The following is a 25,477-nucleotide window of genomic DNA, read 5'->3' on the forward strand; positions in this document are numbered from 1 at the left end:
AAAATATATCATTAATTATGCGTGGCATCACCATATTATGTATGGCCCTGCTGACGGCGGGCTCCCTCAGCGCCCAGCAGCACTTCACCAAAGCAGACACCCTGCGGGGTTCTATCACCAAAGAAAGAGCCTGGTGGGACGTGACCTCCTATGATCTCCATGTACAGGTACACCTGGAAGACAGCACCTTCAGCGGATTCAACACCATCACCTATAAGGTGCTTAAACCCGACTCCATCATGCAGATAGACCTGCAGGAGCCCATGGTGATCGACAGTGTGCTACAGGACAAACAATCGCTGACCTTTACCCGCGAAGGCAATGCCTGGCTGGTGAAAATAAAGGCGCCGCAGGCTAAAGACAAAACCAAACGCATCACGGTATTCTATAACGGCAAGCCGCATAAGGCAAAAAATGCCCCCTGGGATGGCGGCGTGATATGGGCGCGGGATGAAAAACAACGCCCATGGGTGTCTACCGCAGTACAGCATTTCGGCGCCAGCGCATGGTGGCCCAATAAAGACCATCAGAGCGATGAGCCGGAGAACATGACGATCAATGTGACCGTGCCCGCTGAGATGACGGACGTGTCCAACGGACGGCTGAAGAAAAAGACAGACAACCCCGACGGTACCGCCACTTATACCTGGTACGTCAGCAATCCCATCAACAACTATGATGTGGCACTCAACGTAGGCCATTACGCTGAAATAAAAGACAGTTACTCCGGGGAAGGCGGCAAACTGGACCTCAGCTACTGGGTGCTGGACTATAACGTGGACAAAGCGACAGAACATTTCAAAATAGTAAAGCCCATGCTCAAATGCTTTGAGTACTGGTTTGGCAAATACCCTTTCTATAAAGATTCCTATAAACTGGTGGAATCGCCGTTCCTTGGCATGGAACACCAGAGTGCCGTAGCCTATGGCAATAAATTCAAGATGGGTTATATGGGCCGTGACTTATCAGGCACCGGCTGGGGCCTCAAATGGGACTTCCTCATTATCCATGAGAGCGGCCATGAATGGTTTGGCAACAGCATCACCAGCAAAGACATTGCGGACATGTGGATACATGAATCTTTCACCAACTACTCCGAAACGCTGTTCACACAATGCCAGTACGGACTTAAGGCCGGTGAGGAATACGTGGCCGGCATCCGCCATAATATTAAAAATGATGTCCCTATCATCGGGCCATACGGCGTAAATACAGAAGGCAGCGGCGATATGTACTATAAAGGCGCCAACATGATCAACAACATCCGGCTGATCATGAACAACGACGAGGCTTTCCGCCAGATGCTGCGTGGCATGAACAAAACCTTCTATCATCAGACCGTGACCACGCAGGACATAGAACGGTATATGAGCAATGCCGCGGGCATGGACCTCGGCCGCGTGTTTGACCAGTATCTGCGGGACACCGTTATTCCTACTTTGGAGTATCGCATCATTGGACAGCAGGTACAATACCGCTGGGTGAATTGCATAAAGGATTTTAATATGCCTGTGCGGGTGAAGCTGAACGAAAACGGATTTAAACTGATCTATCCTGCCACCACCTGGCGTACAGCCAGTATCAGCCTGCCCGACCCAAATAAGTTCGAGGTGGACAAAGGGTTTTACATCAACATAAAAAGAAAAGAGGCTACTGATAACAAGTAATGCAGGTGGTCTTCATATAAATAAAAGCGGGTAGCATACAATGCTACCCGCTTTTATTTTATTGTTTGATGTGCAGGCTATTTCTTCAGCAATTTAAATGCATGTCCGCTGCTGTTGTTTAAATAACCATAGGCCGTCCATAAAACAGCCAGTGGTTCTATGCTGCGGCTCATCTCTATGCTGCCTACATCAGCCACATCGTTCCAGCCGAATTCATTCAGGAGATCTATCACTGTTTGTTTGGCTTCGGGATTATTGCCGGCGATAAACATAGTAGGAGAACCTTCCTCGAAGTTGGGTGCGAGCATATGTTTGTATCCGATGCAACTGAGGGCTTTGACCACTTTAGCGTCCGGCGGCAGCCAGGCCTGGATCTGTTCGCCGGCGGAGTTGGTATGTCCTATGAGCAGGTTAAGGCGGCCTTTCTCATCCGGGCCTTTGTCATCTACCGGGTTGGTCACATCCACCACTGTCTTTCCTTTGAAGTTCCAGATGCCGGCGGCTTCGATGGCTTTTTTGGTGCCTACCCAACTGGTGCAGATAATGATCAGCTCCCCGAATTCGGAGGCCTGGCGGAAAGTACCAACGGCAGCCTGCTGCCCCTGTTGTTTGGCCCATTGCTGCAACCCTTCCCTGGCGGGGTTACGGGTTCCAATCGTAATATGATGGCCGGTTTGAATAAGGCCTTTGCCTAGCGTCAGTCCAACAGGACCACTACCAAGGATACCGATTCTCATGACCGCGGGCGCGTTTGTTGAACTATGAATTTAGCCATTTTTTTATTTAGCCATTTGATTATTTAAAAGGCAGTGGAGATCATACGGGATCTTCACTGCCTTTTAAATAATCAAATAAAAAATGACTAAATGCCCAGATCCCTGATGTAGGTCAGGAACTTCTGCATGCCCTGGCGCTTGGCCGGTGTGATGGGATAACTGAGGTTGTGTACGTAGTAGGTGGTGAGATCGTACAGATCGTACGGGTTTTCCGCTACCACGGCGGGTATGTTTTTAATGCCGATGCTGGTGGCATCATTGAACTGCTGGATAAATGTCTCCGGCAGTTGTTTGTTGCTGATCCAGGCCGCGAAGAGGAAAGGCAGGCTGGTAAAGCGCATCCAGTGCTCCGCAAGATCGAAGATGAAGGGAGACACTTTCCGTTGTGCCAGGGCACGGTCGCCGATAACAAGACCAGCGTCTGTGCCTTTGATTTTATCTTCATAGTCGCCGGTGGTAGGTACCAGCTCCACATTCAGTTTCCAGTATTCTTTGACCAGTATTTTCAGCAGGGCAACGGAAGTACGGCTCTGGTAGTCCAGGTAAATCCGTTTGATTTCGTTCAGGGGCACATCGCTGTACAGGCATACGGATGCCACCGGGCCTTCCGCGCCAATACCATAGTCTGCTATAATATGATGTTCTTTCAGTTTTGGGATAATAGCCACCGGCACCAGGGCCACATCTACCTCTCCGTCTATCAGCTGCTGGGCGATTTTAGCAGGATAATCCACTGACAATTCCATCTGTTCCATTACCGGATGATTCCTGAATCCGTATAACAAAGGCTTCGTATTCAAATAACTTACAGCCGCAACTTTTACTTTCCGTTCCAATTTCAGTAATTTTGAAGCTGCAAAAGTAACTAAATCCCGGATAACAAGTTCAAATCCTGCATCCCCCCTGAAAACAGGTGGTAAAGAAGGACTTGTTTTTCCTGCAGGCTTTTTTTGTAAAAACTGGAATACATATATATTATGCAACTACAACCATTAACTGCCATTTCCCCGCTGGATGGGCGCTATCGCAAGCAACTGGACGAACTTGCGGGCTATTTTTCCGAATTTGCGTTGATCCGTTACCGTGTGATGGTAGAGGTGGAATATTTTATTGCGCTGGCCGACCAGAAGCTGTTTACCTTGCCCAAGGCCAAAGTTCCTGCCCTGCGCAAAATCTACCAGGAGTTTACGATTGAGAACGCGCAGCTGATCAAAGACACCGAAAAAATTACCAACCACGACGTGAAGGCAGTGGAGTACTTCCTGAAAAATGAGCTGAAGAACCTCGGCCTGGAAGACAAGCTGGAATGGGTACATTTTGGCCTCACCTCCCAGGACGTGAACAACACGGCTACCCCCCTGTTATGGAAAGACGCCGTAGAACACGTGTACATGCCTACCCTGGCCAACCTGGTCCTGGCACTTAAAAAGCTTGGAGAATCCTGGATGAAAGTGCCTATGCTGGCGCGTACCCACGGTCAACCGGCATCTCCTACCATCCTGGGCAAGGAAATACTGGTGTTTGTAGAACGCCTTGAAGGACAGATTAAACTGCTGGGTGAAATTCCTTTCGCTGCCAAGTTTGGCGGTGCTACCGGTAACTTCAACGCCCACAACGTGGCTTTCCCTAAAATCAACTGGGAGAAGTTCGGTGAGAAGTTCGTGAACAACACCCTCGGCCTCCAAAGGATGAAGTACACCACCCAGATTGAACACTACGATAACATCGCCGCCCAGTTTGATGCCCTCAAACGGGTGAACAATATCCTGATCGACTTCTGCCGCGACGTGTGGACTTACATCTCCATGGATTACTTTAAACAGAAGATCAAAAAGAATGAAGTTGGTTCTTCCGCGATGCCGCATAAAGTAAACCCGATCGACTTTGAAAATGCAGAAGGCAACCTTGGTATTGCTAACGCCGTGTTTGAACACCTGAGCGCCAAACTGCCGATTTCCCGTCTGCAGCGCGATCTGACCGATTCTACTGTGCTCCGTAATGTGGGCGTGCCCTTCGGTCATACACTGCTCGCCACCAAGTCTATTCAGAAAGGCCTGGATAAACTGATCCTCAACGAGGCAAAACTGAAGGAAGACCTGGAAAACAACTGGGCAGTAGTAGCGGAAGCTATCCAGACCGTGTTACGCCGTGAGAACTACCCGCAACCGTACGAAGCGCTGAAAGAGCTGACCCGTGGCGGAGAGCACATCACCCAGAAGAGCATGCATAAATTCATTGATGGCCTGAAAATCAGCGCTGCGCTGAAGAAGGAACTGAAAGCCATTACGCCGCATAACTATACCGGCCTGTGGTAAAATAATTTAGGGATTTTCTGATTTGATGTTCAATCAGAAAATCCCTAAATCTAATATGACTCCCGAAAGCATTAAGACAGCTTTACTGTCTTATTTCGATGTTTTTTTCTGCGACCCTTCCGGCCACGGTTACACGGGCTATATATTCTCCGGCTGATAATCCGGTCAAACATACCAGTTGCCCCGCTGATATGCTGTTTGGCGCAATAGGGATCATGCGCACGGGTGAGTGATGATTGTCTGATATTGTCAATATTGGGTTATCCTCCGCTCCCACTGATTCCATCTGCACAAAGAGACGACCACTATATTGTTGCTCCTGAATGATCCTGCATGGTAAACTATTGCTGTTGATCGCTATCGCTCCCATTGTCTGTTGAATAAATACCATCAAGCTCCATAAGTTCATAATAATGATTTTATATGATGAACAATACCATTAAAGGTGTTGTACGGAGTTTTTCCAGGGAGATGATTATGATAGCTGACCCGGTTTTTAAGCGGGTTTGTGATAACTCACAGGGGTCATTTTTTTTGCACGGCAAAGATATAAAATATCTTTTTATTAAACATAGATTATAAGTGTTTATTTTGTTAAGTATTGGTTAACGTAATACGTTGCTAAAACGCGTCCAATAAGCCTGACAGCGCGCTTTAACTTCTGCAATCGATGTAAACCTTTTCCTGTTTCACTGCCGCTGCGAACATGCAGCATCAGAACACATCCCGCAGGTGCAGCAGTTCGTGGCCTCCCATCTCAAAGGTCACCGCAATGATATCGAACCGGATAGCCGGCGGACAGAGTTGAAAATACTCCAGGTAAGCAGCCGCCACTACCTGTATATGTTCCTGCTTTTTATGGTCCACCGCTTCTTCCGGCCAGCCGAAACGGCTGCCATTTCTGGCTTTGACTTCAATAAAATAAATGGTGCCGTTATTTTCCGCAATGATATCAATTTCCTTTCGGTGGTATTTCCAGTTAGTATGGCGGATTGTACAGAAGCGGCGTACATATTCCTGTGCGATCTTTTCGCCTTCACGGCCTGTGTGCTGTGGGTCCATCGGGGCAATGGTTTAACAAACAATGATCGCTAAGGTACACTTTTCCGGCGGCAGCCGCTTGCTTTTCAACTATTTAGCATCCGGGGGCTTAAAAATCTGAATAATTTGACAGTAATTTGCAGATAGTTATCAATGCACGCTGGTCCGGCCTTGCTGCGACGGGGCTGCCTGACGACAAACCGTTAAAACCATAAACCGTAAATCGTTTTTATGAAATTATTCAGACTGGATGGAAAGATTCAGCATTATGCCTGGGGCGGTTCTACTTACATCCCCGCTTTGCTGGGAATAGCCCCATCGGAAAAACCCAGTGCAGAATACTGGATGGGCGCACATCCGAGCGCACCGTCCACCATTACCACCAGCAATGGTCCGGTGCCCATGAATGAACTGATACAACAAGATCCGGCAGGCATCGTAGGGCCACAGGTATGGCAACAGTTCCGGGAACTGCCTTATCTCCTCAAGATACTGGACGTGAAAGACATGCTGTCTATTCAGGTACACCCTACCAAGGAAGAAGCCGAAAAAGGATTTGCCCGGGAAAATGCAGCAGGGATACCGCTCAACGCACCTAACCGCAACTATAAAGACGCCAACCACAAACCCGAAATCATGGTGGCGCTCAGCGAATTCTGGCTGCTGCACGGCTTCCTGCCGGAAGATAAGCTGCGGCAGGTATTGCAGGACACCGCCGAGTTTACCTCACTGGTAGGTATATACGAAAATGAAGGTTATTTTGGCTTGTATAAAAGTGTGATGGAAATGCCACAGGCACTGGTCAACATCATCCTGCGCCCGCTGACAGACCGCCTCATCCCGGACTACAAAGCCGGCAAACTCTCTAAATCAGATCCGGCATTCTGGGCGGCACGCGCAGTACTCAATGATCCAAACGGTGCCGACAACCTCGACAGGGGCATCTTCTCCATTTATTTCTTCAACATCGTTCATGTACAGCCCGGACAGGCCGTGTTTCAGGACGCAGGTATCCCGCACGCTTACCTGGAAGGCCAGAACGTGGAACTGATGGCCAATTCAGACAATGTGCTGCGTGGCGGCCTTACGCCCAAACATATTGATGTGCCGGAACTGCTGAAGCATACCCGCTTTGAAGCCGTGCATCCGAACGTGCTTGCCGGTGACAGCATTTCAGGCGGACTGGAAAAAATCTATCCTACGCCTGCTCCTGATTTTGTGGTCAGCAAAATCAACCTCAGCGCCGGACAGGTATATCAATATACTGCAAAAGCGGCTGAAATCATGATCGTCATGAGCGGTACTGCTACCGTGAAAGGCTCTGACACGCTAGCTCTTCATAAAGGCCAATGTGTAATGGCTGCCTACGGCGAAAGCTATGAAATCACCACCACTGACAACGTAGAAATATTCAAGGCTACTGTGCCGGTAAAATAATTACCCTTTATACAGAAAAGAAAAGCAGTGCAGGACCACCCTGCACTGCTTTTCTCATTTATGGTAACCAGTCAGAAATTACATAACAATCACCGTCTTGCCGGTGGCTTTTCCTTCACGGCTGGCAGCGATGGCGGCCGGTGCATCTTCCAGTCTGATTTTGTTCTCCACCGGAACCTTGATCTGTCCCTGGTCTATCAGACGGGAAAGCTGGTCCAGCGCCGCGGGGCTTCCTTCTGTTTCAAAATTTCCGCCGTGCAGCTTCTTCGCCTTCAGCACTTCATCGTCCGCCACAAACTGCGTGGTCAGTGCGCCGCCTCCTTCTTTTACCAGATCGAGGTTCTGCTCGAATCTTTCTTTATTGCCTATCAGGTCAAGCAAACCGTCTACGCCATGCGGGAATTTTGCTTTTACCTGGTCTGCCAGCGGCGCTTTTTTATAGTTGATGGTCACTGCTGCGCCCAAACGATGCATGCGTTTAGCATCGTCCTCATCACCCACCGTGGCAATCACCTTCAGTCCTTTGGCGGCAGCGATCTGCGTAGCAAAAGAACCTACACCGCCGGTAGCACCGTTGATCAGCACAGCGTCTCCTTTTTGCAATTTGAGTTTCTCCACCATTTGCAGTGCTGTCATGCCTGAAGTAGGCACTGCAGCTGCTTCTTCCGGCTGTATTCTCATCGGCGCTATGGTAAGGCCTGACTTCTCGGGCACAATGGCATATTCGGCATAAGAGCCTTCGCCAATAGGCATATGGATGAACTGTCCATATACCAGGTCTCCTTTTTTAAAACGTGTCACGCCTTCTCCTACTTCTTCAATCACGCCGGCGCCGTCCACTCCCATGATCAGCGGAAACTGGTGTGGTGTTTTTCCATTATTCATAATCCCGTCAGTCATTTTCCAGTCGAACGGGTTCATACCGGCGGCCTGTACTTTTATCAGTACGGTACCGGGTCTGATGGCGGGTTTGGGCAAGTCCATCAAAGTCGGGATACCTTTAAATTCAGATACGGCTATGGCTTTCATATGCTTCTTTGTTTGATTAATAGTAACAGGTTACAACCGGGGGTCTACCGGTTCGCTTTCGAGCGCTAAGATACCGAAAACGCACTGATGCACCATTTGCAGTGGCTCCTTACCAACAAATCTTTCCAGTCCTTCCAGTCCTAGGGCGAATTCCCGCAAAGCCAGTGAGCGTTTGGCTCCCAGCCCTCTGGAACGCAGTCTCGACAGGTTCTCCGGCGCATCATATTCCGGTCCATAAATAATACGAAGATAATTTTTGCCCCGTACTTTCACGGCCGGTTGGATGATCCCCTTTGTATCGGTGGTCAGGAACTGGTGAGGTTTCATCACCATTCCTTCGCCTCCTGCGGCTGTGAGCTTTTCCCACCACGTGATCGCCGCCTGCTCGCTTTCCGGGTCTCCGATGGTGACCACCTGGTAAGCGGTGGCCAGCAGCAGCTCCGCGTCTGTCTCGCAGAATTTGCGGATATTGGTCATATGCCATTCATGATCTTTGTCGAAATAGGTTTTACCCTCTGTGGCCATGATATGAAAAGGCGCCAGTTTATAATCTTCCAGTTTGTTCACCGGCCAGCAGTATTGACGATAGGCGGCCACATATTCTGTTACCTGTTGCTGACGGCCGCGGTACTTCTCCAATAACAATTGAGCAGGCACATTGTTGCGGACAGCCTGCTCCAGCGCAGCTGTCACCGCCGGCAACGCCTGACTGGCAGCGGTCCCCACGGCAGCATACTGTTGCTGCAGCAACGCCTGTGCTTTGGCGCTCCAGGGCATTAGTTCACAGTCCAGGCATACCCAGTCTGTTTCGTGATCGTGATAGAAACCGGACGTTTCCAGCGCTGTATTGACCCGGGCCAGAAACGCCTGTTCCAGCGCTTTGTCTGTAAAGAAACTGCGCCCTGTACGGGTATATACCACACCAATGCCTTCCCCATCTACCCCAAAACGGTCGCGGGCTACATCCCCGTTACGGCATACCACCACAATAGCGCGGGAACCCATGTGTTTTTCTTCACACACCACCTTCTGCACGCCGGTCTCCCGGAAGTATTGCAGTCCGCCTTCCGGATGCTCCAGCAGTCCCGGCAGATTGGATGTTTCCACCGGAGACATAGTCGGTGGCAGGTAAATCATCCATTTGGGATTGATGGCAAAACGGCTCATCACTTCCAGTGCCGCGATGCTGTTTTCCTCCCGGATAGTGATATTACGGCTGTAGCGGGTGTCTACAATTTTTTTGCCGATGAAGTCTGCAATGTCCAGCACGCCATCATATTGCTGTTGCACACTCAGGCTGCTGTCAGCGTTATAGCCTATCGGCCGGGCGGGCACAGCGTACTGTTGCAGCGCCTGTACGGACACCAGCTCTTTCTCAGGGTAACGGAGCGCGGTGAGGCTGCCTCCGAAAACGCAACCGGTGTCTATATCGATGGTGCGGTTCAGCCACTGGGCCTGCGGCACAGGCGTATGCCCGTACACCACCATGGCTTTGCCTTTATATTCCAGCGCCCAGTTATAGCGGACCGGCAGACCGAATTCGTCTATTTCTCCGGTGGTTTCGCCATACATACAGAACTCCCTTACAGCACCGGAGCCGCGGCCCTGCATATTTTCCTTCAGGCCGGCGTGTGCTACCACCAGCTTGCCATCGTCCAGTACATAATGGCTGATTAACCCATCAATGAATGTTTTTACTGCTTCCAGGAATTCCGGTGTTTCGGAGCCCAGTTGCTCCACCGTCTTTTCCAGGCCGTGTTTCAGCTGCACCTGCCTGCCGTTGAGCCATTTGAGGAGCTTGGCGTCGTGATTGCCCGGTACACACAGCGCGGAGCCGTTGCCGACCATATTCATCACCAGGCGCAGCACTTGTGGAGAAGCCGGCCCCCTGTCCACCAGGTCGCCTACAAACACAGGCTTGCGGGTACGCGTATAGCCGTCTTCGTTAGTCGTCTGCGGTGCACTTATCAGCTCTGCATGTTCACGGTCTATGCCGTAACCCAACTGCTGCAGCAGCGTACACAGTTCATCATAACAGCCGTGTACGTCGCCGATAATATCAAACGGCCCGTGTTCATCTTTTTTATTGTTGTATAACGGCGTGCGGGTAATGGTTTCCAGCATGGCCACATCTTCTTCGGAGCGCAGTTCATATACCTGGCGGAAGCCTTCTTCCTTCAGGTGTCGGAGGTTGCGCTTCAACTGGCTTATCTGTTGCGGGATCACATGGCCGCCGAAATTGCGGTCCGAACGGGACTGGTTTCGCTTACGGCACACTTCTTCCGGAAGGTTCAGCACAATAACCACCGGCAACACGTGGTATTCCCTGGCCAGCCTTATCCAGTCTTTACGGCTTTCCGGTTGTACGTTGGTGGCGTCTATTACGGTCAGCAGCCCATGTTTGAGGCGTTTGGCCGCCATAAAGCGCGCCAGCTCAAAAGCATCGGCTGATACCGCCTGATTGTTTTCATCATCACTGACCAATCCGCGGCACACATCCGAAGAGATGATTTCCGTGGATTTAAAATATTTCCGGGCAAAGGTGGACTTACCGGCGCCTGACGGCCCTACCAGCAGTACCAGTGACAATTCCGGAATGGATATATGGGACAAATTATTTCTTCTTGCCATAAAATTCTTCTCTGATCTTAATTAACAGTTGCTGCGTCAGGGCTGGGTCGGGGCGTTCCGGCAGGTCTGATTTGGCATACAGTTCTTCTATACGCGTTAATTTTTCCGTCGCCATCTGCATCAATGTGTCATAGGCAAACTCCCCGTTGCGGATACTTAACAGGAAATCACGGTCCTCCCGGAATACGCGCACTTCACGGTAAAGGGCTATCTCCTCCGCCATGCTCAACAGCCGGAAGGTATGCATCATGTGTTTGCTGTCGTAGTCGGCGCCCAGTTGCTGGTTATGCTGATACCTTGCTTCGTTGCGATGTTCCACCCAGTCCCAGTAGGACGCAAATTCCTTGCAATACACCGTATAGCCGTCCTTGTTAAAATGCATTACTGCCACCGGTTCCACGCCTTTAGGAATGGCACTTAACTGCACATCGTTTGCCTGTAGGCCGGAGAACAGGCCTTTCAGGCTTACGGGACGGGGAAACTGATACCGGTGAAACAAGGCATAGGCATCCCGGAAATGATCAATCCTGGAGATGCCACAATCCTCCTGTTGCAGCTGGTGCGCTTCCAGCCACTGTTTCAGGGGAATGCTCTGGCTCCCCTGTACCACGTAACAAAATTCGAGGATATCTTTTCTTGTTTCCGGGAACGACTGGTTAATCTTTTTATTGAGGCCACGTGCCCTTTTGATCTGGGTTTGAGCGTATCCTGCAAAGGTGTCCATACAGAGGCGCGAAAGAAAATCCTCCGGCTTTACCAGGTCCATCAGCGGATGACGGAACAGGCAATTCTCCTGTTGTGTATTCAGCAGCTCCAGGATATTGGGATTGTTTTTCTCCAGGAGTTCGAGGAAACGTTTTATCTCAAAGTATACTTCATCATTGCTGTCGTTCGACACCTGATCGGTAAAGCTCATGCCATACAGCTCCGCCTGTGGCACTATAAAAATGCCCTTCAGGTCTGTGTCCGACGTGGGCACGTGCAGGTTATAAGCCCTGCTGCCGCTGATGCATTCCAACAGCAGATATTCTCTTTGTTCTTTTAATGTAGCGTACGTCATCATGTATCAGCAATTGTAAACAGTGCCAATTGGCTGGGCGCGCCCACGGCCTCGTCCCATTCGCCCAACGGCTTAAAAGTAACGGTGTATCCGAAACGCTCCGCCACCACTGTGGCCCAGGCTTCAAACTCCGGCCGGGTCCATTCAAAGCGGTGGTCGTTATGCCTGAAAGTGCCGGCAGTAAGGGATTCGTATTTAATGTTATACTCCGCGTTGACCGTCGTGATAATCACGAGAGACGGACGCGCGTATTCAAATACTACTTTCTCCAGCATGGCAAGACGTGGCGGTTCCAGGTGTTCGATCACTTCCACGAGGGTGGCCGCATCGAAACCAGAGAGACGTTTATCTTTATATAACAGGGAGCCCTGTATTAATTCCAGCCGTTTCCGCTGCCGCTCGGGCATACGGTCCAGTTTGAGTTTTTCCCCGGCGATTTCCAGTGAGCGGTAACTGACGTCCATGCCCAGTATACGGGTAAAGGCCGGTTTCTCCATCAAAAGCCGCAGCAGTTTGCCTTCGCCGCAGCCCAGATCAGCAACGGAAGTTACCTGCTGTTCCAGCAACAGGCCGCGTACCGTTTGCAGGCGCAGGTCGTGCAGGCGTATTTTTTCTGCCGGCACCGGCGTGTCTTCCATTTCTTCCGGCACAGCCTCCTCTTTCATGATCAGGTCCAGCGCCTGACGGGTGAGCGGGCCAAGGTGCTTCATATAACGACGTACAATCAGTTCCTTTGCCGGATGCCCTTCCAGCCAGTCGCGCCCCTTCTCCATGAGCTTTTCAATCTCATGGTTACCGATAAAATAGTGTTTATCGTTATCACATACCGGTATCAGCACATATAACTGTGATAACAGCATCCATAGCGGCAGCGTGTTTTTCAGGGATACTTCGTAGTACCTGCTATGGCCCCATTCCGTAAATTGGGTATCTAACGGGAAAGCCTGTACGCTTACTTCGTAACCCAGTGGTTCAAAGAGGCTGCGTAACAGTGGTTCGCCGCCGTTAACGGGCAGTACGGACAAAGTCACTTCCAGCGGGAAGGCTACGTCCACCAGTTCGGGCTTGTCTTTGCAAAGGCCGTTCATGGCCGATGAATATGCCTGTGAAATAGCGGCGCTCATAAAGGAAGAGGCCACATAGGGCCGGTCGTTGACATACAGCTCCAGTGCAAAATCATTGCCTCCCGGACCGTTTTTACGGGTAAGCCGCACCGGGTCAAGGTCCAGCAGCAAAGCCGCTGTGCATTTTTCTTCAGTAGCTTCGGGATAAAAAATGTGTACATCACCGGCAGTCAAAGGAAATGTATGCACCTTAGCCGGATGTTTGTGCAACAGATAACCAAGGTCTGTAGCGGGGTAACGCGTAGTTGTAATCGTCAATAACATAGGTTCACTAAAAACAATCGTCAAATGATCATCCGAAGATAACAGTTTATTTTATATCCCCCGATCATTTGGAAATCTAAATTAGTCTACTATATTTGTGGACTATTTCTTTTGTCTACCTTTATAAAACACCAAGATTATGTCCAGGAAGTTACATTTTGAGACCCTGCAGGTACATGCCGGGTATAGCCCCGACCCCACCACTAAATCGGCTGCGGTTCCTATTTACCAGACTACCTCTTATACCTTTGACAGTGCGGAGCATGCGGCGGACCTGTTTGAACTGAAACAGTTCGGCAACATATACACCCGCATTATGAATCCTACTACGGACGTATTTGAAAAAAGGGTGGCGGCGCTGGAAGGCGGCGTAGGTGCATTGGCCGTGGCATCCGGACAGGCAGCCCAGTTTATTGCGCTGCACAACATCCTGCTGCCGGGAGATAACTTCGTGACCTCCTCCTATCTGTATGGCGGCACCTACAACCAGTTTAAGGTCAGCTTCAAAAGAATAGGCGTAGAAGCCCGGTTTGCCGACCTTGACAACCCCGAGAGCTTTGAAAAACAGATAGACGAAAATACCAAAGCCATTTATGTGGAAACCATCGGTAACCCAGGCTTTGCCATTCCTGATTTCGAAAAGCTCGGCGCTATCGCGCGCAAGCATGACCTGCCGCTGATAGTAGACAATACCTTTGGCGCCGGCGGCTACCTGTGCCGGCCGTTGGAACATGGCGCCAACGTGGTAGTGGAAGCAGCCACCAAATGGATCGGCGGCCATGGCACCAGCATCGGCGGTATCATCGTAGACGGCGGCAATTACAACTGGGGCAACGGAAAGTTCAAACAATTCAGCGAACCCGATGATGCTTACCATGGCATGAAATTCTGGGAGGTATTTGGCTCCCACAGCCCGTTTGGTAATATCGCCTATATCATCCGCGCCCGTGTGACAGGCCTGCGTAGCTGGGGCCCCGCCCTGGCGCCACAGAATGCGTTCCTGTTCCTGCAGGGACTGGAAAGCCTGTCCCTGCGTGTACAACGTACGGTAGACAATGCCCTTCAGCTGGCACAATGGCTGGCCGAACAACCGCAGGTGGAGTACGTAAACTACCCCGGCCTGCCAGGCAACAAATATCACGGCCTGGCGCAGAAATACCTGCAAAACGGCTTCGGTGGCGTACTGAGCTTTAAAATTAAAGGCGGTAAAGAAGCAGCTGACAAGTTCGTACAGTCGTTGCAGTTAATATACCATCTGGCCAATGTAGGCGACAGCAAAACGCTGATCATTCACCCAGCCACTACCACTCACTCTCAGCTCAGCGAAGAGGAACAACGGGCCGCCGGCGTGGAACCTGGGCTGCTGCGTATATCCCTGGGCGTAGAACATATTGACGATATCAGGGAAGATATCAGACTGGCATTTGGCGCTTAATCGCCTTTGCCCAGCTTGATCTTAACCTTACCATCACTTCCTGAAACGGCGTGGAGATGCAGGATGATACCCTTCCTGCTTCTACGCCGTTTTTCGGCTTTATCGGTGATAGCGGAGTCTTTGGCGGGGTTACGCAATGGAACGTCCAGGTTGATATTAGTACCACCGGTAAGACCGTATACACCGTTCACGTCTATGTTCACTGCACTGGATGCGATGCGCATAGGCGGTATCAGGATTTTGTTTCCCTGTATCTGGAAGGTATTACTGAGGTTTTCAATTGTAATACTGTCCAGCCGCCTGCGGCGGAACAAAAAGAGGCCGATGTCTTCGATGGGCCCGAAATTCACCAGGGCACCGTTGCGCAGGGTAAAGTTGACCGTACCATACAAGGAGTTTTTTGCCAGCGCGCCATTATCCAATACGTTCCCCTTTATATCTGCTTTGGCAGACACAATTCCCTTGAGATTGTTTGACTGCAGGCCGTCCAGCCCAAAATTATTGAACGCATAAAACAGTTGCGCGATATGCACATTGTTGACATTGGCGTTCATTTTGAAAGTATTGTTGTTACCCTGCTGATGCACGGTGCCCGACGCCTGGGCTGTGCCGCCGGCGTGCTGGAAGGCGATCTTGTTGAGCAACAGGTCTGATTCTGTCATGGCAATGAGCGCCGTCACATTCTGGGCGGTGAAATGTTCAAACACGATCTTGTCCAGTGCCACGTCCATTTTCACGTTGCTCGAAGCCAGCACTTTGTCCAGTTGTTCGCCTACCCTGCCTGCTGCTTTGGCTTTCGGCTTGTGAGCGGCTTTCTTTCCTTTACGGGTGGTCAGGAAACTTTTGAACTCATTGAGGTCCACCAGGGCGCTTCTGATCTTCCAGTCCAGCTCTATCTTCTCCGGTGCGGTAAAGTACAGGTTCATCATATTGCGGATGGTGCCTTCCATCTGGAGCGCGCTTTTCCGGGATTGTATGCGGACATTGCGTACCAGCAGGTCCTGCCCGGTAAACTGCAACGTGGCGCTGCAATCGTGGAAAGTAAGGTCACGCGGGAGGTAGGTAAACCCACCCCTTTGTATTTGCACCGTTCCTTCCAGGGCGGAAGGCGTATTGTCGGTTTTCAGCACCGGCCCGGTGTAGTACAGGTCTGCCGAAGCCGTGCCTTCGCTGAACAACAGTGGCACATCGCTGGCGGCGGTATTGAGGTGCGCCAGCGGGAACTGCGACCGAAAATGGCCACGCAACAGGGGTTGTTTGAGGTTCACCACGCGGATGGTATCAGCTTCCAGCGGCACCTGGCCCAGGGAAGCCTTCAGGCCAAAGATGTTCACCGCGGAGTTTTCATCGGTATGGCCGGCTCCTGGTATCACTTCATTATTAAAGCGTCCGGAGAAACTGCAATCGCTCCATTCCCCGGCGGCGGTCACCAGTGTGTTTTTCGTGGTTTTCCAGGTAACGACCACATGTGGCGTGTCCCGGAATTTCATATGTCCCTGCAGGTTAGCCTCCGCGTCCAGCGGGGCCGTGAGGTGGATGGTCGACAGTTTACCGGATATATTGGGTGACAGCCACGAGCCCGCCTCCTGCAGCAATACCTGGTTAGCATTGATCTTCAGCCTGAATGGTGGCGGTTTCTCAGAGAAATCGAATACACCGGCTATCTGCACGGGCGTATTATCGATCTTTATCTGTTGTTCCGGTATGATCAACTGTTTGGTTGTCTTATTAAAAAACAGGGACAGGTCAAGTCCCAGGGTCCTGCCTTTCAGGTAACTGCCCTTGTTGGTATTGAATGAAAAATTGCGGGCCAGGATTTTAGAGCGCATGTCGAGGTGCATACCGGAATCCGTACTCTTCAGCTTGCCATCCATCTCCTGGACGTCCAGTTCAAAAAGTTTGAACTTCTGACGGTTGTCTATTGTAAAAGTGATCTGGGAAAGCGCGATATTACTGACATCGGCGTCTTTGGAGGAGCCGTTCTTCCTGCCGCTTTTGCTGGCAATGAATGCTGAAGTGTTGCTATAACCGGTGCTGTCTGTATACAGGTAGATATTACCTTTTTCCAGGGCGATTTCTTTTACATCTACGTGTTTGCGTAACAGTGATAACGTGTTCACCCGTACGAAAACATAATCCAGGTCCAACAGGGCATGATGATGTTGTTGCCAAAGGCTGTCCTGCACCTGTACTTTTTTCAGGGCGATAGACACGTTGGGGAAGCTTTTGAAGAGGGAGGGCTCCATATCTTCCACAGATAACTTTCCATTGATGTTGTCATTGAGCCGGTCTGTAATCTGCTTCAGGAACGCAGCTTTATTGACTTTAATGTACAGTGCCAAGCCTACAGACAACAGAATGATCAGGGCGATGAGGCTTCCTCCTGCAATCAGCACAACTTTGAGCCATTTACGCATGTAATGGATGTTTTAAAGGGTATAACATTCGAACACGTAAACAGTTTACGAAAAATTCCGCTTTTACGGAAAATAAAAACGGCGAAGATTCCGTAGAACCTTCGCCGTTATATAGATTTTCAGCGTATTAATCATCCAGCTTAAGTACGGCCAGGAAGGCTTCCTGCGGCACTTCCACGTTACCGATCTGACGCATACGTTTTTTACCTTCTTTCTGTTTCTCCAGCAGTTTACGTTTACGGGAGATGTCACCGCCATAACATTTTGCGGTAACGTCCTTACGCATGGCGCTGATGTTTTCGCGGGCCAGGATTTTGGCGCCTACGGCGGCCTGGATGGCGATGAGGAACTGTTGGCGTGGCAACAGGTCTTTCAGCTTTTCGCAGAGCTTGCGGCCGAAGTCCTGTGCCCTGCTGCGGTGGATCAGCGCGCTCAGGGCATCCACCTTATCGCCGTTGAGCAGGATGTCCATTTTCACGATGTCGCTGTCACGGAAGCCAATTGGCGTATAGTCAAAAGAGGCATACCCGCGGGTCTGGCTCTTCAGTTTATCATAGAAGTCGAATACGATCTCGGTGAGCGGCAGTTCAAACATAAGCTCTACACGGGTGGTGGTCAGGTAGCTCTGGTTGAGCAGGATACCACGTTTCCCGAGGCAGAGGGTCATGATGTTACCGATATATTCCGGTTTGGTGATGATCTGCGCGCGGATAAAAGGTTCTTCGATCCTTTCCAGTTTTGTGGGGTCCGGCATTTCGCTCGGGTTGTTCACGATCACCACGCCATCTCTGGTAGTATGGGCAATGAACCCTACGTTGGGCACGGTGGTGATCACCGTCTGGTTAAACTCCCTTTCGAGACGTTCCTGGATGATCTCCATGTGGAGCATGCCCAGGAAGCCGCAACGGAAGCCGAAGCCCAGCGCCTGAGACGTTTCCAGTTCGTAGGTCAGGGAGGCGTCGTTGAGCTGGAGTTTGTCCATACATTCGCGCAGCTCTTCGAAGTCTTCGGTCACCACCGGGAAGATACCGGCAAATACCATGGGTTTTACCTCCTGGAAGCCTTTGATGCCTTCTTCGCAAGGGTTGCTGGCGAGAGTGATGGTATCCCCTACTTTTACTTCTTTTGCGCTTTTGATACCGGTGATGATATAGCCCACGTCGCCGGCAAATACCTCTTTACGGGGTTCCAGGCCCAGTTTGAGGATACCTACTTCATCGGCTTCATATTCTTCCCCGGTATTAACGAATTTGATTTTATCTCCTTTTTTGATGGAACCGTTGTACACACGGAAGTAGGCGATGATACCGCGGAAAGAGTTGAACACGCTGTCGAAGATGAGCGCCTGCAGCGGTGTGTCCAGGCTGCCTTTGGGGGCCGGGATACGGGTTACGATCGCTTCAAGGATTTCCTCGATGCCGATACCGGTTTTACCGGAAGCCAACAGAATGTCTTCATCTTTTACACCGATCAGTTCAATGATCTGGTCTTTCACCTCTTCGATCATGGCGCCCGGCATATCAATTTTATTGATCACAGGGATGATTTCCAGATCGTTTTCCAGTGCGAGGTACAGGTTGGAGATGGTTTGGGCCTGGATACCCTGGGCAGCGTCTACCAGCAACAGGGCGCCTTCGCAGGCAGCCAGCGCACGGGACACTTCGTAGGAAAAATCCACGTGACCAGGGGTATCGATCAGGTTAAAGGTATATTTTTCGCCGTTTTTGGCGGTGTAGTTCATTTGGATGGCGTGGCTCTTGATAGTGATGCCTTTCTCACGTTCCAGGTCCATGTCGTCCAGCACCTGCGCCTGCATGTCACGATCAGAGATCGTTTTGGTAAATTCCAATAATCGGTCAGCCAGGGTACTCTTACCGTGGTCAATATGGGCAATGATACAAAAATTGCGAATATTCTTCATATGTTGATTTACTGGCCTGTGGCGGCTAAAGTGCCGCATTAAACCTTTTCAGGCCGCAAAGGTATTAAAATTAGTTCATTAGTCAGCGGTTTCAGTCGATTATGTTTTGATAAACATGCTACATGCGGATTGTCAATTTTTCATATATTAGATATAAATCCCCCTGTGGGATATTATTTGATCTAAAACCTGATGATATGGACCTGACCGCACAATTTGAACAAGCTGCTGCTGAAAGCAAAACCCTCTCTGAGAAACCGTCTAATGAGATACTGCTGCAATTATACAGCCTTTACAAACAAGGTTCCACCGGTGATGTGGACACAGACCCTCCGGCCAATCCGTTCGACTTTGTAGCCAAAGCCAAACATGAAGCCTGGGCTGCGCTGAAAGGTAAGTCCAAAGAGACTGCCATGCAGGAATACATCGATCTCGTAAAACGCCTGAAAGGCTGATTGCATTTTTGTTCCCAGGGCTTAAGCCCTGGGCTACGTTTTGTTTTAGATCTTTTCAAAGCTGCGCACCTAGGCTATGGTTAATTGCGGCATCGGAAAAACAGACCGCTGTGTAATCAAAGCTCATTGCGTTCATCCTCCACTATTATTTCAACGATGTTGCCTACAACACCTTCACGTTATCTGACGGATTTACATCGGCCACCCAGGTGCTTCCCAATGTTACTTTACTGATTTTTTTGGAAGAAGAGAACCCCAGCGTTACAGTTTTATTGCCTTTTTCCCAGCATTCGATGCTCTTATGCAGCTGCAACGTTGTCTGGTCATCGAACAATACTGTTACGTCGACCGGTACGGGTTTGGTGCCTTTTGACAAGACGGTCACTTCCCATCGTTGCCCGTTACGGTTGACTTTTTCGATGGCCAGGTCCGGGTAGCCATCATCGAAGAACCAGCTTTTCCAGAACCAGTTCAGGTTCCTACCGGAGCCGGTATTGATGCAGTTGAAGAAGTCATACGGCTGCGGATGTTTGCCGTTCCAGGTGCGGATATAGTGATGCAGTGCTTTTAGAAAAAGGCTGTCGCCCAGCATATCTTTTACATAGAGATAGCCCAGAGCCGGTTTGGGATAGGAATTGGTCATGTAGGCGTCTGTCAGCTGGTTGGAAGGCGTCATGATAGGAAGGTCCTGGGCACGGCCTGCAATAGCGTTGTAATTGGGCATGCCGTAGTTGTCCACGATGGTGGAGTCGATCATGGGAGAAATCAGCCACTCTCCTATGGTGGCCCAGCCTTCGTCCATCCAGGCGTAGATGGTTTCGTTGGTGCCCATATAAAAAGGGAACATGGTATGAAAGATCTCGTGATCAGTCAACTCTATGGCGCCCGCTTTGCTGGATACCGGGTTGTCGTTTACCATCATGGGGTACTCCATCTGGTCCAGCCCGTCAAATATGGTGATGTGCGGATAAGGGAACGGCCATTTCGGGAAACGATGGCTCATTTTATCGACGGTCGTTGTTGCGTAGTCAATTACTTCAAAATAGTCCGGGTGTGTGGGATTGAAGGCAATGTCCACCCGGGTGCGGCGTTTCGTGGACGGGTCCACTTCTACGCTGGCAGCTTTCCAGCAATAGTGGTTACTGGTGGCGAAAGCGAAATCCACCACATTGGAGGCTTCAAACCGCCAGGTATTGGAGCTGTTGCGGGGGGAGATATTTCCCTTCCGGATGTCTGTGCTGTCAATAATGTCGATGACCTCATCACTTTTTTCAGCGCGGGCAATTCTTTTCAGGTAGGTATCGGTATACACTTCCTGTCCGTTTTTCAGGTCGCCGGTGGCCCATACCTGGTAGTTGCCGGGTACGGTGACCGCTACACGAAAATCGCTGAAATCGTTATAGAATTCCGTCACGCCGTTGTACGGCACCATGTCCCATCCGTTGATATCATCATACACCGCTACTCTCGGGAAGAAGTAGGCAATAAAATAAGCGCCGGTGTCTACCGTGCCCGTGCGGATATGCGTGTTTTCATTCAGTACATAAGAGAAGTCGAGGGAGATCTTTGCCTGTTGTCCCGGTGCGAGGTCGTCCACGTTCACCGGCATATTTGTTCCGGTGACGGCCGACACACTTCGGGCCGTACCATTGACTTTAAAATTTTTAATGGCCACACCTTTGTGCAGGTCTTCCGCCGTCACCACCATATTACGGATGGCGCCATGCTGGAAGAGGTTGGCAAAAAGCTTAAAGTTCAGGAAACGTAGTGTGTCCGGGCTGTTGTTGGTATACACGATCGTTTCTGACCCAGACACCAGGTTGGTCGCAGGTTCAAACTTTACCTGAATATCGTAACTGGCTTTATTTTGCCAATAGCGCGGGCCCGGGGCGCCACTTTCGTTCCGTGTTTGTTTCTCATATGCCTGACGGATATTCCGGGGCATGAACAGGGATTGTGCTGTAACCTGTTGCCAGCCTGCCAGCAACAGTAAAAAAAGGAAACGCTTTGTCATCATACATCATTCATCATTCGTAAAGAGCCGCAAACTGAAGGGCTTGTTCTTCAAAAATAGGGATTTTCGCGGATCTCCCAGGGCTGAAGCCCTGGGCTACGATGTGTTCCGGTTTCTTTTAGCCTGACACCTGCGCTTCTGAAACGTAGCGAAAAAGGTACATTTTAGCCATGAGGAATACTATCCGGTTGCGGCCGCACGCTGTCTGCCGGATGAGGCAGCATGGTACCGATGCTGTCTTTTGTATGCGCGGTGGAGTCTGTGGCGGCGGGGCCATCGCCACCGGCTTTTTTCACGGGTGCCGTAGGGGCGGTATTTCTCCGTTTGCTGTTGTATTCAGACACCACGCCCTGCCGTTCGAGGTCTTTCATTGTCTTTTTATCGAACAGGTATTTAGGATGTTTTTCGGGACGCAGCCCTTTGTCGAACTGCGCTTCCGCACCGATGGCGGGGGCGGTATAAATTTTTTGGGAGGAGTTACAAGCCCATAGCAGCCCTGAAAGCAGCCAGGCATATCGCATGGATCGCATGAAAAACCAGATAAAAGGTGAATGCAGGCAGGGACAAGGGGGACTCTTAAAAAACGGGAATCCGGCCTTTTTAGTATGATGTCGTATTTTGTAATTCAGAGAACCTGTATTAAATTTAACTTACATTCAGCGATTGTCATCCCCTTGTTTACTAATATTTTATATATTTAAGCCCTGTTTAGTATCATGATGAAACCCTCATCCCGGCTAAATTGAGAAAACAACCGTTATTATCAATACAACACTATGAAAGTAACTACAACCAGTTTTCCCAGCGTTTTTGAGACTGCCTTTGGGAACACCGAAAACTCGAGCAAGGATTTGCTCAACGGCTTGAAGATCAAAAAAGATGAAACCTGGTATCTGGTAGGCAACCTGGCCAAACGAGGAGGCATCAATCCCGGAAGGATTACCAATGCAGCTCCGACTGAAGAAGACTATGAAATCCTGTTCAAAGCGGCGCTGCTGAATACCGCCGACAAAGTACAGCAACCCATTGCGCTCACTATGGGCTTCCCTTTTTCCACTTACAATGTCTACAAAACCGCCGCTGAGCAGTTCCTGAGCAAACGGCATTTCCTCATCGACTATGATACGCAGACCTACAATACCAAAGGGTCTTTCAAAAAAGCGATGTTCGACATCGAAAAATATGAAGTCATCCCTGAGATCGTAGGCGGCATCATTGGCCTGAAAAAGACCATCAACGAACCGCAGTTGGACAATTTCATCGCTATCAGCTTCGGTTTCGGCACTATAGAAGGCGGCATGGCCACCGGCGACGGGCTGGTACACCGTACCTGCTTCAGCTCCCACGGTATCCGTTACGCTATCAACAACCTGACCCGTGAACTGAACCAGAAACACTACCTGGAGATGAAAAACGAACACCAGGTAGACGATGCCTTTATGAAAGGCTCCATTTTCACCAACCGCAAACGCATTGACCTGCGGGAGATGCGTAAAGGCGTGCTGACACAGTATTACAAAGAAGTGGTATCTCCGCTGATGCGTAGCTACTTCACTGATCTGGACTTTGAAAGCTGCGAAAAAATATACCTGATGGGTGGCGGTGCTTACTATAAAGAACTGACCGATGCCTTCCAGGAAGAGTTCCGTGATTTTATTCCGGTAGAAGTGGCGCCCGATCCTGAAAAACTCATGAGTATTGGTTATCTTTATAACAGTCTTCGGATATCGGACAATAAACCTCAACGGAGCGTAGGCCTCGACCTGGGCAACTCCAGTTCTATTATCTCTACATTCGATGACGAGCATCAACCAGTCGTAAATAATCCCATAACCCTCTAATTTCTTTGTGTGATAAGTGTGAGACATTTTTTCCGAAACATTATTGTACCGGGAGCATTTCGTATCCCGAAAGAAGTATCCGTAAACGGCAGCATCGACGCTACGATTTCAGGACGGATTGACGGAAACGTAAAGGGTAATGTAAAAACGACCGGCAAACTGGTAGTGAGCGAAACTGCCAGCATTAAAGGGCATATTTACGCTGCCGACCTCGTTGTACACGGAAAAGTGTATGGAGACGTGTATATCAGCAACAAAGCGCATATTAGCAATAAAGCCTTCGTCAAGGGAGATGTGAATGCCATTGTCCTTGAACTGGAAGAGGGCGCGGTCGTGGAGGGAGCCATCCGTAAAAATGTGCTTCCCACGCCTAAAACGGAAACACCATCCGCTGTAGAACCACATCATTCTCCTGTGGCGGGAGAAACCCTTCCTGTTACTGCTGCCGCTGCAACTCCTGCCGCGTCGGCCGCCAACGAAGAAGAAGAACAAACCACCAGTTGGTTTTAACCATGTCCTGACTAAACAACGTATATACTTAAACGTTATTTGGAGAGGCTGCCCGCAAACGAGGCAGCCTCTTTTCTTTCAGGCATTATTGTTTTTTCAGTGGCGTCAGCAAATGTGTGAGGCCGTTCATTTTGATGATCAGCATCGTTTCCAGCATCATGCCCAGTTTCCCTTTGGGAAAACCATTGCGCTGAAACCATTCCAGATAACTTACCGGCAAATCGCACAGCACAACGTCCTTATATTTCCCGAAGGGCATTTTCATGGTCACCAGTTGTTGCAATATCTCCGGATTCGGTTGTGTCATCTCCATAAAATCAATTATAAAACAGGCAAGTTAGGCTTTTATCGTACTTCTTCGTAATTTGATTTCACTCAAACCAATTACCCTGCTATGAAAATGTACTGTACATTTTTCTCTCTTTTCCTGTTGGCATCTTGCGTTCAGCCGGGAGGAAAAATCAGCCTGTCCAACCCTCATGTTCAGGTAGTAAAGGAAATGTTTGCTGCGTTCAATGAACACGACTGGCATAAGATGGCGGCCTGCTACGCTGATTCGGCCCGGTTCCTGGACCCCGAATCCGGTCCGGAAATGGTGACGCTCACCCGTTCCCAGCTGACAAAAAAATACCAGGGCCTCCATCACTTGTTCCCTGATGTTCATGATGAGGTAAAAGAAATCTACGGCGATAAAAACCATATCATCGTTGAATTTGTTTCCAGCGCCACAGGCCGGGACGGCAAAAAATGGCAACTCCCCATTTGCGTGGTTTTTACCGTTGAAGACGGCAAGATCATCCAGGACCGCACCTATTATGACAACCAGCCGTCCAACTGACCGGCTACCGTTTTAGCAGTCCGTTGTTCTGCAATGCCTCCGCCACTTTTTTGGCATAGGCGGTCGCAAAAGATTCGAGGCTGTTGGGGTTATAGGTTTCTGACTGGCCGGACCACACCAGTTTCCCGTCCTGGGTAAGGTCGTACAAGTTGCTTTCCAGGAAATAGACCTTGTCAGTTGTATAGTATCCCGGTGAATACACGGAATTGTACATGTAGCCATAGTAGCCCCAGAACCGGCCATACCAGCCATAGGCAGGATATGGCGCATACATCACGGAGCCGGGCACATAACGGGTTTCAGACTCCTTGTTGACCAGCGTCACGGTCAGCACCGCCTTGTAGCCGGCAGCTTCGATTTTGCCGGAAGCGTTTTTTACTGATTCTTCCTTTTTAGGGTCGAAGTTGGGCGGAAACAGATCGATGCTTTTCCCTGCCATCACGCCGTGTTGTTGTAACTGTGCAACCAGTTTACCTTCCACGGTGGCGCGTGCTGTCTGGTTGGAGCTGAGGCCGGCCACCAGGATATTGTGGTAACCGCCTTGTTCAGCTGCCGGGTCTTTCCAGGTACCGGTCATGTGAACAGAAGTGCCGCAAGCGGCTATAAACAGCGCTATCGCCAGCAGGGCAATATATCCCTGGTAGCGGCGGCCAAAAGATGCAAATAATGTACACATAAAATTTTTTTTAACAATCCCCGGAA

Annotated in this window: 22 protein-coding genes; 8 read left to right on the forward strand and 14 right to left on the reverse strand. The window is 50.1% G+C overall.

What is annotated here, in order from left to right; translation table 11 throughout:
* Nucleotides 1–17 precede the first annotated feature (17 nt).
* Complete coding sequence (locus ACTJJS_RS27010; protein WP_440666519.1) at nt 18–1,667, forward strand: M1 family metallopeptidase; 1,650 nt, start codon at nt 18–20, stop codon at nt 1,665–1,667.
* 77 nt (nt 1,668–1,744) lie between these two features.
* On the opposite strand, the gene ACTJJS_RS27015 is transcribed toward ACTJJS_RS27010, so the two are convergent.
* Both ACTJJS_RS27015 and ACTJJS_RS27020 read right to left on the reverse strand, forming a co-directional pair.
* Nucleotides 1,745–2,404: an NADPH-dependent F420 reductase gene (locus tag ACTJJS_RS27015; RefSeq protein WP_440666521.1), complete on the reverse strand. Its 660-nt coding sequence runs from the start codon at nt 2,402–2,404 to the stop codon at nt 1,745–1,747.
* A 125-nt stretch (nt 2,405–2,529) separates the two neighbouring features.
* Nucleotides 2,530–3,279 carry a menaquinone biosynthetic enzyme MqnA/MqnD family protein gene (locus tag ACTJJS_RS27020; protein WP_440666523.1) on the reverse strand — a complete coding sequence of 250 codons (750 nt, stop codon included), beginning with the start codon at nt 3,277–3,279 and terminating at the stop codon, nt 2,530–2,532.
* Nucleotides 3,280–3,420: 141 nt separating this feature from the next.
* On the opposite strand from ACTJJS_RS27020, the gene purB reads away from it, so the two are divergent.
* The gene (gene purB, locus ACTJJS_RS27025) at nt 3,421–4,758 is read left to right on the forward strand and encodes an adenylosuccinate lyase (RefSeq protein WP_168874135.1); all 1,338 of its coding nucleotides are present in this window, start codon (nt 3,421–3,423) and stop codon (nt 4,756–4,758) included.
* An 82-nt stretch (nt 4,759–4,840) separates the two neighbouring features.
* Here the strand turns inward: purB and ACTJJS_RS27030 are convergent, their stop codons facing one another.
* Nucleotides 4,841–5,167: a hypothetical protein gene (locus ACTJJS_RS27030; RefSeq protein WP_440666525.1), complete on the reverse strand. Its 327-nt coding sequence runs from the start codon at nt 5,165–5,167 to the stop codon at nt 4,841–4,843.
* Nucleotides 5,168–5,472: 305 nt separating this feature from the next.
* Nucleotides 5,473–5,820: a YraN family protein gene (locus tag ACTJJS_RS27035; RefSeq protein WP_440666526.1), complete on the reverse strand. Its 348-nt coding sequence runs from the start codon at nt 5,818–5,820 to the stop codon at nt 5,473–5,475.
* Between the two features lie 210 nt (nt 5,821–6,030).
* Here ACTJJS_RS27035 and manA point away from each other — a divergent pair, with 210 nt between their 5' ends.
* A complete protein-coding gene (gene manA, locus ACTJJS_RS27040) occupies nt 6,031–7,236 on the forward strand; it encodes a mannose-6-phosphate isomerase, class I (RefSeq protein ID WP_440666528.1) in 1,206 nt (401 codons plus the stop codon).
* A gap of 78 nt (nt 7,237–7,314) precedes the next feature.
* Here manA and ACTJJS_RS27045 read toward each other — a convergent pair whose 3' ends face one another.
* The 4 genes from ACTJJS_RS27045 to ACTJJS_RS27060 are packed head-to-tail and all read right to left on the reverse strand — an operon-like array spanning nt 7,315 to nt 13,344.
* Nucleotides 7,315–8,265 (reverse strand): NADP-dependent oxidoreductase, encoded by a 951-nt coding sequence (locus tag ACTJJS_RS27045; RefSeq protein WP_440666529.1) that lies wholly within the window; start codon nt 8,263–8,265, stop codon nt 7,315–7,317.
* A 30-nt stretch (nt 8,266–8,295) separates the two neighbouring features.
* Nucleotides 8,296–10,896: a polynucleotide kinase-phosphatase gene (locus tag ACTJJS_RS27050; RefSeq protein WP_440666530.1), complete on the reverse strand. Its 2,601-nt coding sequence runs from the start codon at nt 10,894–10,896 to the stop codon at nt 8,296–8,298.
* Complete coding sequence (locus ACTJJS_RS27055) at nt 10,880–11,959, reverse strand: DNA polymerase beta superfamily protein (RefSeq protein WP_440666531.1); 1,080 nt, start codon at nt 11,957–11,959, stop codon at nt 10,880–10,882. The genes ACTJJS_RS27050 and ACTJJS_RS27055 overlap by 17 nt, the downstream gene beginning before the upstream one ends.
* Nucleotides 11,956–13,344: a 3' terminal RNA ribose 2'-O-methyltransferase Hen1 gene (locus ACTJJS_RS27060; RefSeq protein WP_440666532.1), complete on the reverse strand. Its 1,389-nt coding sequence runs from the start codon at nt 13,342–13,344 to the stop codon at nt 11,956–11,958. Before ACTJJS_RS27060 ends, ACTJJS_RS27055 begins: the two co-directional genes overlap by 4 nt.
* Before the next feature lie 139 nt (nt 13,345–13,483).
* Here ACTJJS_RS27060 and ACTJJS_RS27065 point away from each other — a divergent pair, with 139 nt between their 5' ends.
* On the forward strand, nt 13,484–14,779 hold the full coding sequence (locus tag ACTJJS_RS27065) for an O-acetylhomoserine aminocarboxypropyltransferase/cysteine synthase family protein (RefSeq protein ID WP_168874141.1): 1,296 nt from the start codon (nt 13,484–13,486) through the stop codon (nt 14,777–14,779).
* Here the strand turns inward: ACTJJS_RS27065 and ACTJJS_RS27070 are convergent.
* Both ACTJJS_RS27070 and lepA read right to left on the reverse strand, forming a co-directional pair.
* Nucleotides 14,776–17,196, reverse strand: a complete 2,421-nt coding sequence (locus ACTJJS_RS27070; protein ID WP_440666534.1) for an AsmA family protein — start codon at nt 17,194–17,196, stop codon at nt 14,776–14,778. The two genes, ACTJJS_RS27065 and ACTJJS_RS27070, sit on opposite strands and share 4 nt — an antisense overlap.
* Before the next feature lie 127 nt (nt 17,197–17,323).
* Nucleotides 17,324–19,117 (reverse strand): translation elongation factor 4, encoded by a 1,794-nt coding sequence (lepA, locus tag ACTJJS_RS27075; RefSeq protein WP_168874143.1) that lies wholly within the window; start codon nt 19,115–19,117, stop codon nt 17,324–17,326.
* A 197-nt stretch (nt 19,118–19,314) separates the two neighbouring features.
* On the opposite strand from lepA, the gene ACTJJS_RS27080 reads away from it, so the two are divergent.
* Entirely contained in the window at nt 19,315–19,572 is a 258-nt protein-coding gene (locus ACTJJS_RS27080; protein WP_440666536.1) for an acyl-CoA-binding protein, read from the forward strand.
* 163 nt (nt 19,573–19,735) lie between these two features.
* On the opposite strand, the gene ACTJJS_RS27085 is transcribed toward ACTJJS_RS27080, so the two are convergent.
* Both ACTJJS_RS27085 and ACTJJS_RS27090 read right to left on the reverse strand, forming a co-directional pair.
* A complete protein-coding gene (locus ACTJJS_RS27085; protein WP_440666538.1) occupies nt 19,736–21,589 on the reverse strand; it encodes a M1 family metallopeptidase in 1,854 nt (617 codons plus the stop codon).
* A gap of 161 nt (nt 21,590–21,750) precedes the next feature.
* Nucleotides 21,751–22,116, reverse strand: a complete 366-nt coding sequence (locus tag ACTJJS_RS27090) for a hypothetical protein (protein WP_440666544.1) — start codon at nt 22,114–22,116, stop codon at nt 21,751–21,753.
* Between the two features lie 246 nt (nt 22,117–22,362).
* On the opposite strand from ACTJJS_RS27090, the gene ACTJJS_RS27095 reads away from it, so the two are divergent.
* Entirely contained in the window at nt 22,363–23,427 is a 1,065-nt protein-coding gene (locus ACTJJS_RS27095; protein WP_168874146.1) for a ParM/StbA family protein, read from the forward strand.
* A gap of 9 nt (nt 23,428–23,436) precedes the next feature.
* Complete coding sequence (locus ACTJJS_RS27100; RefSeq protein WP_440666546.1) at nt 23,437–23,937, forward strand: bactofilin family protein; 501 nt, start codon at nt 23,437–23,439, stop codon at nt 23,935–23,937.
* An 85-nt stretch (nt 23,938–24,022) separates the two neighbouring features.
* Here the strand turns inward: ACTJJS_RS27100 and ACTJJS_RS27105 are convergent, their stop codons facing one another.
* On the reverse strand, nt 24,023–24,250 hold the full coding sequence (locus ACTJJS_RS27105) for a DUF3820 family protein (RefSeq protein ID WP_440666548.1): 228 nt from the start codon (nt 24,248–24,250) through the stop codon (nt 24,023–24,025).
* An 81-nt stretch (nt 24,251–24,331) separates the two neighbouring features.
* Between ACTJJS_RS27105 and ACTJJS_RS27110 the strand changes: the two genes are divergently transcribed.
* Nucleotides 24,332–24,775 carry a nuclear transport factor 2 family protein gene (locus ACTJJS_RS27110; protein ID WP_440666549.1) on the forward strand — a complete coding sequence of 148 codons (444 nt, stop codon included), beginning with the start codon at nt 24,332–24,334 and terminating at the stop codon, nt 24,773–24,775.
* A 4-nt stretch (nt 24,776–24,779) separates the two neighbouring features.
* Here the strand turns inward: ACTJJS_RS27110 and ACTJJS_RS27115 are convergent, their stop codons facing one another.
* A complete protein-coding gene (locus ACTJJS_RS27115) occupies nt 24,780–25,451 on the reverse strand; it encodes a hypothetical protein (protein ID WP_440666551.1) in 672 nt (223 codons plus the stop codon).
* Between the last annotated feature and the right edge of the window lie 26 nt (nt 25,452–25,477).

The sequence above is a fragment of the Chitinophaga sp. 22308 genome, from assembly GCF_052045305.1.
GTDB lineage: Bacteria > Bacteroidota > Bacteroidia > Chitinophagales > Chitinophagaceae > Chitinophaga > Chitinophaga varians_A.